Below are 11,506 nucleotides of genomic sequence, written 5' to 3'. Positions count from 1 at the left end.
GATATCTGTTTCGAACAGCAAGTTTTGAATCCGATCCTGTTAGATACGCTTCAACAGCAATGATTTTAGTTTCAATAGAAATTTTAGTCATAAGAAAACCCCGAAAGTTTGTTTCAACTTTCGGGGTAAAGGTCAACCCATCATTTGGGCAGTCAGTCCTTTTCATTCATACACATTTATTTTCGACCAGTGATGTCACTTACTTAGTCATTATCCTCGTTTTGATCTGCTTCCGCACGATTCAACAGTTCGTTGACCTGTTCGGTTGCATCACCAGCTGGTTCATTTGCTGAGGTTGTGCCATCAGCACTGGATTCTTCTTCGACAACAGCTTCAGTCGAAACGTCTTCCAATTCTTCTGGTTCAACCTTGGCCATGGTTGCAACCTTGGCATCCTCATCGATCCGAATCAAATGCACCCCAAGGGTGGCCCGACCTGTTTCCGACACACTGTTGATGTTAAAACGAATCATGACACCCTTATCGGTAACCAACATGATGTCTTCCGTGCCATCAACGGTCGTTAACCCAGCCAACGGTCCGTTCTTTTCGGTAACGTTAACGGTCTTGATTCCCTTACCACCACGACCCTTAATTGGGTAGTCGCTGGCTTTGGTCTGCTTTCCGTAACCCTTTTCGCTAATGACCAGCACGTGGCTGTCTGGTGTCAGAACGTTGGCACCAACCACAAAGTCATCATCGCGTAACCGAATCCCACGAACACCGGCAGCAGAACGGCCCATGTCACGGACATTTTCTTCCGCAAACGACACGGCGTACCCTTCATGCGTCCCGATAATCATGTTTTGATGACCATCCGTGATTGCAACGTTGATCAGTTCATCGCCGTCATGCAGGTTAATGGCTTTCAAACCGTTACTTCTGATGTTGGCAAATTCCGTGACGGCTGTCCGTTTAACGACCCCTTGAACGGTCGTAAAGAACAGGTACTTGTCGCTTTCACTTGGATCACCCGTTACGTTAATGACGGCTTGAATCCGTTCACCAGCATCCACGCCTAATAGGTTGATGACGGGGATTCCCTTAGCGGTCCGCCCGTATTCAGGGATTTCATACCCCTTCATCGAGTAAACCTTCCCGGTATTGGTAAACATCATCAGGCGGTCATGCGTTGAGGTTGAGATCAAATGCTCAATGAAATCATCATCATGAACATTCATCCCCTGAATTCCCCGACCACCACGGTGTTGCGCCTTAAATTCGGTGGTTGGGAGCCGCTTAATGTACCCATTATGAGTCAAGGTAACAATAACGTCTTCTTCTTCGATCAGGTCTTCATCTTCAATGCTCGAGATGTCCCCAACTTGAAGTTCAGTCCGCCGGTCGTCACCAAACTTATTTTGGATTTCCAACAATTCTTGGTAGATGATTTCGTTGATCCGGGCTTCGTGCGCCAAAATATCTTGATAATCAGCGATGTCCGCCATCAAACCATTATATTCATCCTCGATCTTGCCACGTTCCAGACCCGTTAGTCGAACCAGCCGCATATCCAAAATGGCCTGTGCCTGCTTGTCAGACAGGGAATAGTTCCCCATTAACTGTGTCTTTGCCACATCCGCCGTTTGGGAATTCCGAATGATCGAAATGATGGCATCAATGTGATCCAGGGCAATTCGTAACCCTTCCAGAATGTGCGCCCGCGCTTGGGCCCGTTTTAATTCAAATTCTGTCCGGCGCCGAATAACACTTTCTTGGTGACGCAGGTAGTCCGTCAAAATTTGCTTTAAACTAAGCACTTTTGGCGTCCCGTCTTCAATGGCCAGCATATTAAAGCTAAACGATGTTTGGAGCATCGTCATTTTATACAGGTTGTTCAAAATGACGGAGGCTGACATATCGCGACGAACATCGATCACAACACGAAGTCCTTCACGGTCAGATTCATCGTTAATGTCCGTGATCCCTTCGATCCGTTTATCACGAGCTAACTCAGCGATGTGTTCAATTAACCGCGCCTTGTTCACCATGTATGGTAATTCCGTCACGATAATTCGTTCACGCCCGTTTTTCGCCGTCTCGATGTCGACCTTTGAACGAACGGTAATGGAACCCTTCCCGGTCTCGTAAGCCTTCCGAATCCCGGCTTTCCCCATCACAATGGCACCAGTTGGGAAATCAGGTCCCGGAATGGCCTCCATCAAATCAGCCGTGGTTGCTTCAGGATTATTCATCAAAATGTGGATCCCACTGATAACCTCAGATAGGTTATGCGGTGGAATACTTGTTGCCATCCCAACGGCGATCCCAGAGGCCCCGTTAACCAGTAAGTTCGGGAACCGTGCGGGCAGAACACTTGGTTCGCGTTCCGTTCCATCATAGTTATCCTGAAAATCAATGGTGTTTTTATTAATGTCCCGCAACATTTCCAGGGCAATTTTACTCATCCGGACTTCGGTATACCGCATGGCAGCGGCACCATCACCATCGACGGACCCAAAGTTCCCGTGACCATCAACAAGCATGTACCGGTAACTAAAGTCTTGCGCCATCCGAACCATTGATTCGTAAACGGCACTGTCACCATGGGGGTGATACTTACCCAAAACGTCCCCAACGATTCTGGCTGACTTTTTGTACGCCTTGTCTGGCGTGTTCCCTAATTCGTGCATATCGTACAGAATCCGGCGGTGAACCGGCTTCATTCCATCACGCACATCAGGTAACGCCCGGGCAACAATAACGGACATCGCGTAGTTCAAAAATGATGTCCGCATTGTTTGCGACAGGTTAACGTCCGTGATGCGACTCGGTAAATCTTCGCTCATTTCGCTACTCCTTTATCTTCGTTCAACACTTGTTCTTAGCCAACACACTAAGCATCCAAGTTTTCAACGAACTTAGCGTTTTCTTCAATGAACTTTCGACGTGGTTCCACCTTGTCACCCATCAGCATGGTAAAAATCTGATCGGCTTCAATGGCGTCCTGGGGATCAACCCGCAGCAGCCGTCGTTGTTCTGGGTCCATTGTGGTTTCCCACAATTGTTCAGCATCCATTTCACCAAGCCCTTTGTACCGTTGGATCGTTGGTTTTGGCGATGGTGGTAGCTGGCCCAAAATCGTGTTCAATTCTTCGTTAGTATCGATGTACCGCATCATTTTCCCTTGGGCCACCCGGTAAAGCGGTGGCTGGGCAATGTACACGTAGCCGGCGTCGATCATCGGCCGCATGAAGCGGTAGAACAACGTCAGTAACAGCGTCCGAATGTGGGCGCCGTCGACATCGGCATCCGTCATGATGATCAGCTTATGGTAATTTGCCTTTGAAATATCAAAGTCTTCACCAAAGCCCGTACCAAGTGCGGTAAACAGTGACCGAATTTCTTCGTTGGCCAACACCCGGTCCAAACTAGCCTTTTCAACGTTCAGGATTTTCCCACGAATTGGCAAAATGGCCTGCGTCAGTCGTGAACGACCTTGCTTAGCTGAACCACCGGCGGAGTCCCCTTCGACGATGAACAATTCTGAAAGGACTGGATCTTTTGACGTATTGTCCGCCAATTTCCCAGGCAGGTTTGAAATTTCCAACCCTGACTTCTTCCGGGTTACTTCACGAGCCCGTTTTGCGGCAACCCGGGCTTTTGACGCCAAGATTCCCTTATCAACGATCTTCCGGGCCGTATCCGGATTTTCCATCATGAACCGGCTAAATGTGTCACTAAATAAGTGATCCGTTGCGGCCCGGGCGTCTGAGTTCCCAAGTTTAGTCTTCGTTTGCCCTTCAAACTGAGGATCCGGATGCTTAATGGACACAACTGCTGTCAGTCCTTCACGCACATCATCCCCAGACAATGGATCATCGTTGTCCTTTAACTGGTTACTCTTATGCGCATAATCATTGATCACCCGCGTTAGGGCTGACTTAAACCCAGTTTCATGCGTCCCACCTTCGTAGGTGTGGATGTTGTTGGTAAACGTCAGCAAGTTGCTGTGAAAGTCATCGGTGTACTGCAAACTTACTTCGACCACGATGCCATTTTGGGTGCCTTCAACGTACACTGGTTCGTCGAACAGAACATCCTTCCCGTCATCAAGGTACTTCACGTATTCCTTGATCCCACCTTCAAAGTGGAAAACTTCTTTGGTGGGTTCTTCTGGCCGCTTGTCTTCAATCGTGATCTTCAAGCCCTTGTTCAAAAAAGCCAGTTCACGAATCCGCGTGGTCAACGTCTTAATGTCATAAACAGTCGTTTCACGGAAGATATCTGGATCCGGCGTGAAGTGAACAATGGTTCCGTGCGCATGTGGATCTGCTTCACCAATGACCTTCATTGGCGTTTTCACATGGCCCGTTTCAAAGTCCATGTAGTAGACCTTACCATTTCTTAACACACGAACATCCAACTCGGTTGAGAGCGCGTTAACAACGGACGCACCAACCCCGTGCAGTCCACCAGAAACCTTGTATCCGCCACCGCCAAACTTACCACCGGCATGCAGGATCGTGTACACCGTTTCCAGTGCTGGTTTCCCGGTCTTCTTTTGGATATCGACAGGAATTCCCCGCCCATTATCCGTAACGGTAATGGAATTATCTTCTTCAACAACAACGTTGATTTCGTCGGCAAACCCAGCTAAGGCTTCGTCAATTCCGTTATCAACAATTTCCCACACCAGGTGGTGAAGTCCTTGTGACGTTGTCGTCCCAATGTACATTCCGGGGCGTTTCCGAACGGCTTCAAGCCCTTCCAACACCTGGATCTGATCGGCATTATACTGGCCGACCTCCGCTTCACGAGTTGTTTCATCATCAGATGCAACCTTTGATGCTTGGTCTGCCTCTGCTTGTTCAGCCCGTTCACGTTCTTCTTGAGATAAATGTTGCTCATCTTGTTCAGCCAAACTTATTCCTCCTCAAAACCAACCGACGCAATCGACCACCTAATCACGCATCATCCGACTCACTGGGTGCGGCCGTCAGCGTGCCACTAGCGATGTCAAACACCGTTGGTGGATTAATGAGTTTTTGCGCAATCCCGCTCAATGACGTTGTGGTCAAAAACGTTTGCACCTTATCTTGAATGGATCGCAGCAAATGTGTCTGGCGGGCATCATCTAGCTCGCTTAACACGTCATCCAGCAAGAGCACCGGGTACTCACCAGTGATGGCTTTCATCAAATCGATTTCGGCCAATTTCACTGACAGCGCGGTTGTTCGTTGCTGTCCCTGCGATCCAAACGTTTGAACGTTCTTTCCGTTTACTAAAAATTGAAGGTCATCACGGTGGGGGCCAAGTAGCGTTGTCCCCTGTTCGATTTCCTTACGTTGTTGCTTTTCATACTGTTCCTGGTACACGTGATACAACTCGTCAACAGAGGCATCCCGTGTCGCCTTAATTTGGCTAACGTAGTCAAAGGCTAACTGTTCACGCTCCTGAGAAATCACTTCATGGACTGCCTTTGCCCAATCAGCTAACTGATCAAGAAAATCGAGCCGGGCAGCAACCAGTTCAGCCCCAAACGCTGCTAGTTGATCACTTAGAACGCCCAGGTACACCAGATCCTTAGCCTGTTTTCGCTGAAGTTGGCGTAAATAGTTATTCCGCTGCCGCAAGACCATGCGGTACTGACCAGCGTTATAAAGGTATTTAGGGCTCATTTGGCCAAACTCTTGGTCAATAAAATGGCGCCGCACAGATGGCGACCCCTTCACGAGTTCTAAATCTTCCGGTGCAAATAAAATGACGTTAAGGTTCCCCACATAGGCCGATAACCGGGCCTGTTCGAGGTGGTTCACCTTCGCCTTTTTCCCCTTTTTACTAAACGTTAGTTCTAGTGGCGTTGTTGTCGTTGCTTTATGGATCCGTCCAGAAACCAGTGCTTCATTCGCCTGCCAGTTGATCAAATCACGATCATTAGCAGTCCGGTGCGACCGAGTCAACGCCAACACATAAATTGCTTCCAGGAGATTCGTCTTCCCCTGGGCATTTTCGCCTAGCAAAACGTTCACACCTTGGTTAAAGTTCACGTCAAGTTCGTCATAATTACGAAAATTCTTGAGGTGCAAACTTTCCAGGTACATTTAGTCGTCCTTTTCCGTTGATGTTGCCTGATTTTCACGAATAAAAAAGAGCCCAACGTCTGGGACATCAACAGAATCACCAGCAAAAAGTTTCCGCCCCCGCCGATCATCCGGTTCACCGTTAACGGAAACCGCATGTTCACGAAGGTACCATTTTGCTTGGCCACCAGAATCAACAACAGATTCTTCTTTCAGTAACTGGCCCAGCGTAATAAAGGCCGTCTTGATTAAAACTTCTTTTTTCATGATTAGCACCATCCTTACTTGCAGTAACCATTATACCGGTTTGGCAGGGTAAAAACAATCAATTAACCGATTTAGACGCGCTATCGTCGCGTCTAAGCAATTTTAAAGACCCGATACCATCGAGCCCCTAAAATGGCTGACAGCGCGTTTAAATGCCAAATATTAAAATTAATGCCGAATTTTTACTAAAAATCGGTGAGCAATTAATTCAGCTGGTGAATTTTCAAGGGGATAAACCGTGGTATTCATGAAATATGGAACGCATCATTGCCCCTTTTCATTCCCTAACACGCTGTGGTCTTTCAAATATCCACTAAAAAATGCGTTCAGGATTTTTCCTGAACGCATTTTTTCGATTAATTAACTTTAGAACGTCCGCACGGGTGTGATCAATTGGATAAAGTTATCCTCATCTTCACTTGGAACCAGCGTAAACGGCCGCAATGCTGACGTAAAGCTCAGCTTGATCTGTGCCTGACCAAAGGAACGCAGCGCATCCTTTAGGTAGTCCGGGTTAAACGAAATTTCAAGATCCTTCCCAGCCAGTGAAATGGCGGACAGGTTTTCTTCTACCGCCCCAACGTCTGGTGAGTTTCCAAAAATCGTGGCCGTCTTGTCGGCATCTGCGAGCGTCAGTTTAACAACGTTATTCCGACTTTCATGAGACAGCAATGACGCCCGTTCGATGGCAGATAGCAATGCTGGCGCAGAAATTTCCATCGTCGTATCGGCTTCACTTGGAATCAAACGTGACGTGTCCGGGTAGTTTCCTTCCAACAATCGTGAGTAAAACGCAGTGTCGCCTAACAGGAACAAAACCTGGTTTTCAGCTAACCGCATTTTTACGTCCTGACTGTCTTCACCAATCATCCGTGATAATTCAATCAATGATTTTCCGGGAATGATGACATCGTGTGGCGTTGTGGCTGGTGTTGGCAACGTAATCTTGCGCTGACTCAACCGGTGAGAATCTGTCGCCACGGCCGTAAATTGATCCCCTGCTAACGTAAAGTGGACCCCCGTCAAAATTGGGCGACTTTCTTGGTTTGAGACTGCGATAACCGTTGTGTTGATGATTTCGCGGAAAACATCACCAGCAAGTGTGACTTCATCTGTGCTTTCAATTTCTGGTAAATGAGGATAGTTATTTGCGTCCAACCCGTTAATGGTAAACGCTGCTGCTCCAGAGGTGATGTTGGCTTGGAAGCCTTCCTTAACGGAAATGGTCATCGTTGATTCTGGAAGTCGCTTAACAATTTCACTGAAGAACCGGGCTGGTAACACAATGTTCCCTGGTTCAGTTACCGTTAATTCTGCGTCATCATCGTCCACACGGAGCGTGGTTTCGATGGAAATGTCCGTATCTGAACCAGTAAACGTAATGTCACTGTCTGTTACGACCAGCTTTAATCCAGTCAGAATCGGAATTGTTGTTTTTGTGGAGATGGCACGTGAAACGTCATTGAGTTTTTTGATGAAACTTTGTCGATTAACCGTAAATTGCATAATTTGTCTCCTAAAGTTGATCACGTAATGGCGGGGCGAAGCCCCATTACTTATTTAAGATAAATAAATAGTCGTAGTAGTAGGCCATGTTGATACTGTGGATAACCTGGTTGCGACCAGTGAGGGCAAGTTTTCCACCTGTGGATAAGTGGTGGAAAACTCTCGGACCCTTTTCTTAGTTATCCACAGGCCAAAATAGACCTCGTTTTCATCATACGCTAGTTCAGGTTACCGTTGTATCTCAATTTTAAGCTGCTGAATGTTCTCTGCAAGCTTACTATCGGTCGGTAAACTCTCTGCAATCTTATCACATGAGTGTAATACAGTCGTATGATCCTTACCGCCAAAGGCTTTACCGATTTTTGGTAGGGAAGAATTCGTTAACTCACGGGCTAGGTACATCGCGATCTGCCGAGGCACCACGATTTCCTTCATCCGTTTTTTACCCTTAAGGTCCGTCAGATTGACGTCGAAGTAATCGGCGACCTTCTGTTGAATGAGTTCAATCGTTAGGGTTGGCTTGTTTTCAAGGTTCAAGCTCTTCAGTGCATTATGCACGAGTTCCTCAGTAATCCCAGTCTTTTGGAGATGGGCGTAGGCCTGAACACGGGCCAGGGCGCCCTCCAATTCGCGGACGTTACTGTTGACCTGACTGGCGATGATTTCGAGGGCGTCATCTGGAATTTCAATGTGCTCACGCTCGGCTTTGTTCCGAAGAATGGCGATCCGTGTTTCGAGATCGGGGGCCGTGATGTCGACGGATAAGCCCCATTTAAAACGGCTAACTAAGCGATCTTGAAGCTTAGGAATTTCGTTTGGCAGGCGGTCGGATGTGAGTACAATCTGTTTACTATTGTTGTAAAGCTGCTCAAACGTGTGGAAGAATTCTTCCTGCGTCCCTTCCTTATCCGCAAAGAACTGAATGTCATCAACCAGTAAGAGGTCCACGTAACGGTACTTTTGGCGGAATTGTTCCTGCGTCTTATCCCGAATGGACATGACCATGTCATTTGTAAATTCTTCACTGGTGACGTACATCACGTTGGTATTGGGATTAGTCGCGATCATTGCGTGGCCAATGGCGTGCATCAAGTGGGTCTTACCAAGGCCCACGCCACCATAAAGAAACAGCGGGTTGTACAGCGTTCCCGGTTCCTCAGAAACAGCCATGGCAGCCGCGTTGGCCATTTGGTTCCCCTTACCAATGACGAACGTATCAAAGGTGTACTTTTCGTTCAGTGAGTCAGCATGATTACTGACGGGCTTAACGGATTGTTGTTTATCGGCAGCTGGCGCCTGCTCGTCCACAATGGCAGCCGGTGCTTGCCCTTCAATGATATATTCAGGCTCAAGTTCAGCTTGAAAATCAGAAAAGGCAAATTCAACTAATTTGGGCGTTAATGTCCGCTCCCAGTAGTCTTTATGCAGTTGTGATGGCACCTGTAAACGAAAATGCGGTGCTTGGTACGATAGTGGTTGGGCGGATTCAACCCAAGTATTAAACGTGACGGGTGACAAATTAGAGCGAAAACTTTCCTTTAAGCCATCCCAGAGTGTGTGTTTATCGACCACAAAAAGTGCCTCCTAGAATGATGAATTCATGAATTTAGCGAAAATATCGAACCAAGTGAACGAAACCTTGGTGTGCAGGAACCACTTTAGCATGAAAAAAAAGAGTTTTCCACAGCTTCCACAGAACTAATTACGAATGTTCCACAGGGATGAGGACAAGTTATCCACAGGGATGTTGTTAGCACGGGATTTTTCCGCTGTGAAACAAGTTATCCACCGGTCAATGTGTGTAACTAGCTGTGGTACAAAAGCGTTTTTAAAAGTTATCCACCGAAAAAAATCGGGTTGTGGATAACTTTTAAACTGGCTGTGGATTTGTGAATTTCTATGTGGACGAGTTGTTAATAAAAAAAGTCACTGCGTGTTGCGTCCACCGGGGTTGTGGATGGCTCAAACGGGACTGTGGATAACTTTCGCAAAGTTTACTGAAGGAAAATTCGTTTAGCTATTTGCAAGGGCGGTCGACTATGCTATTATATTTAGGAACTGCATGAGTTTTATCTCGTGCGTAAGCTAGCTTATTAGCTGCTAAATATAATCAGAAACGCTGGATATCCAAAATGTGTCGTCATTATTTAGATATCTTTGTCGTGACGACCCTAGAAGGAGGTGCATCCACATGAAGAGAACTTACCAACCTAAGAAACGTCACCGTGAGCGTGTTCATGGTTTCCGGAAACGGATGAGCACAAGCAACGGCCGTAAGGTGTTAGCACGTCGGCGCCAAAAGGGCAGAAAAGTATTATCTGCATAAAAACAGGCCACTGATATTTTTCAGTGACCTTTTTTATTTTTTTGGCGGTCATTTTATGGACGTTTCAATAAAAACGTCGACCTTGAACGAAGGAGAACTTGACCAGTGAGAAAATCATACCGGATTAAAAAGGAAAGCGAGTTTCAAACCGTGTTTGAAATGCGCAACTCCGTGGCTAACCGGCAGTTTGTCATCTACACGATGGCAAAACCAGAGCAGCCACATTTTCGCGTCGGAATTTCTGTCGGGAAAAAAATCGGGAATGCTGTGCACCGCAACTGGGTTAAACGGCGAATTCGCCAGTCGTTACTGGAATTGAAGCCAATGCTACGCCAGGATGTTGATTTCTTAGTTATCGCACGGCCATCCGCAGATGGGTTGTCTATGGAAGATACGAAACGAAATCTGATTCATGCGTTGCGCCTAGCAAAGTTGTTACCAACGGAGTAAACATGGCGTTAGCTAGTAATTTATGAGAATAATGAGGAAAATATTGTGAAGTCCAACGGGAACCGTTTTGGTAAAAAGCGTCGGCGGAGCTTAGCCTTGGCAATGGTCGCAATGGCCAGTTTGTTCTTGGCTGCGTGTGGTCGGACCGCGATTACCAGTAAGAGTACGGGTTTTTGGGATCATGTGATCTTATATAACCTGAGTCAGTTCATCATTTGGCTGAGTCACGTGTTTGGTGGTTATGGGATGGGGATCATCATGATTACCCTGATCATTCGGATCATTATCTTGCCATTGATGATCTATCAAACACGGTCAATGCGAAAGATGCAGGAAATTCAGCCACAAATTTCAGCACTGCAAAAGAAGTATTCATCACGGGACACAGCAACGCAGCAAACGTTGCAGGCCGAAACACGGAAGTTGTATGCCGAAGTTGGTTACAACCCAGTTTCTGGTTGTTTGCCAATGTTGGTTCAATTGCCAATTATCTGGGCATTGTACCAGGCCATCTACCGGACGGCCGCATTGAAAACAGGGTCGTTCTTGTGGATGCAATTGGGGGATCGTGATCCTTACTTCATCCTGCCAGTTCTGGCCGCTATCTTTACGTTCTTGAGCTCATGGTTGAGTGTTAAGAGTCAACCAGAAACAAACTCAATGAACGCAGTGATGGTGTGGGGAATGCCGGTCATCATCTTCTTTACAGCCATGTCTGTTCCAACAGCATTATCGCTTTACTGGGTGATTTCTAATGCGTTCCAAGCGGGCCAAACCCTGCTGATTCAGAACCCATGGAAAATCAACCGTGAACGTGAAGCCAAGGAATCGGCAAAACGTGAGCAAGCACGTGCACGTGAACGCGCCATTAAAAAAGCGCGCCGTGGTAAACGAAAATAGTTGAACAAATAAAAAACCAGATACCCTATTGGGT

General features: G+C 47.0%; 9 protein-coding genes. 3 read left to right on the top strand and 6 right to left on the bottom strand.

Features of this window, described 5'->3' with window-relative positions; translation table 11 throughout:
• Positions 1-203: 203 nt before the first annotated feature.
• From gyrA to dnaA, 6 genes are all read right to left on the bottom strand, one after another.
• Positions 204-2,789 (bottom strand): DNA gyrase subunit A, encoded by a 2,586-nt coding sequence (gyrA, locus tag ACKTR5_RS09600; protein ID WP_407881096.1) that lies wholly within the window; start codon positions 2,787-2,789, stop codon positions 204-206.
• 47 nt (positions 2,790-2,836) lie between these two features.
• Positions 2,837-4,864 carry a DNA topoisomerase (ATP-hydrolyzing) subunit B gene (gene gyrB / locus ACKTR5_RS09595; RefSeq protein WP_407881094.1) on the bottom strand — a complete coding sequence of 676 codons (2,028 nt, stop codon included), beginning with the start codon at positions 4,862-4,864 and terminating at the stop codon, positions 2,837-2,839.
• Positions 4,865-4,907: 43 nt separating this feature from the next.
• Positions 4,908-6,044 (bottom strand): DNA replication/repair protein RecF, encoded by a 1,137-nt coding sequence (recF, locus tag ACKTR5_RS09590; protein ID WP_407881093.1) that lies wholly within the window; start codon positions 6,042-6,044, stop codon positions 4,908-4,910.
• Positions 6,045-6,290, bottom strand: a complete 246-nt coding sequence (gene yaaA, locus ACKTR5_RS09585; protein WP_407881092.1) for a S4 domain-containing protein YaaA — start codon at positions 6,288-6,290, stop codon at positions 6,045-6,047.
• 366 nt (positions 6,291-6,656) lie between these two features.
• Positions 6,657-7,796, bottom strand: coding sequence for a DNA polymerase III subunit beta (dnaN, locus tag ACKTR5_RS09580; protein WP_407881090.1), 1,140 nt, complete (start codon positions 7,794-7,796; stop codon positions 6,657-6,659).
• Between the two features lie 228 nt (positions 7,797-8,024).
• Complete coding sequence (gene dnaA, locus ACKTR5_RS09575) at positions 8,025-9,368, bottom strand: chromosomal replication initiator protein DnaA (protein ID WP_407881088.1); 1,344 nt, start codon at positions 9,366-9,368, stop codon at positions 8,025-8,027.
• 619 nt (positions 9,369-9,987) lie between these two features.
• On the opposite strand from dnaA, the gene rpmH reads away from it, so the two are divergent.
• The 3 genes from rpmH to ACKTR5_RS09560 all read left to right on the top strand — a co-directional run bounded on the left by rpmH (position 9,988) and on the right by ACKTR5_RS09560 (position 11,472).
• On the top strand, positions 9,988-10,122 hold the full coding sequence (rpmH, locus tag ACKTR5_RS09570; protein WP_002828338.1) for a 50S ribosomal protein L34: 135 nt from the start codon (positions 9,988-9,990) through the stop codon (positions 10,120-10,122).
• A gap of 105 nt (positions 10,123-10,227) precedes the next feature.
• Complete coding sequence (gene rnpA, locus ACKTR5_RS09565; protein WP_407881086.1) at positions 10,228-10,572, top strand: ribonuclease P protein component; 345 nt, start codon at positions 10,228-10,230, stop codon at positions 10,570-10,572.
• Positions 10,573-10,674: 102 nt separating this feature from the next.
• On the top strand, positions 10,675-11,472 hold the full coding sequence (locus tag ACKTR5_RS09560) for a YidC/Oxa1 family membrane protein insertase (protein WP_407881101.1): 798 nt from the start codon (positions 10,675-10,677) through the stop codon (positions 11,470-11,472).
• Positions 11,473-11,506: the final 34 nt, after the last annotated feature.

Origin of the sequence: Furfurilactobacillus entadae, assembly GCF_045862745.1 — a bacterium.
GTDB lineage: Bacteria > Bacillota > Bacilli > Lactobacillales > Lactobacillaceae > Furfurilactobacillus > Furfurilactobacillus entadae.
This window is presented reverse-complemented; position numbering and strand designations above follow the sequence as displayed.

Bases quoted from the DNA above. Each gene is read 5' to 3' on its own strand.
- gyrA (WP_407881096.1), bottom strand. From the start codon at position 2,789: ATGAGCGAAGATTTACCGAGTCGCATCACGGACGTTAACCTGTCGCAA.
- recF (WP_407881093.1), bottom strand. From the start codon at position 6,044: ATGTACCTGGAAAGTTTGCACCTCAAGAATTTTCGTAATTATGACGAA.
- yaaA (WP_407881092.1), bottom strand. From the start codon at position 6,290: ATGAAAAAAGAAGTTTTAATCAAGACGGCCTTTATTACGCTGGGCCAG.
- dnaN (WP_407881090.1), bottom strand. From the start codon at position 7,796: ATGCAATTTACGGTTAATCGACAAAGTTTCATCAAAAAACTCAATGAC.
- rpmH (WP_002828338.1), top strand. From the start codon at position 9,988: ATGAAGAGAACTTACCAACCTAAGAAACGTCACCGTGAGCGTGTTCAT.
- ACKTR5_RS09560 (WP_407881101.1), top strand. From the start codon at position 10,675: ATGGTCGCAATGGCCAGTTTGTTCTTGGCTGCGTGTGGTCGGACCGCG.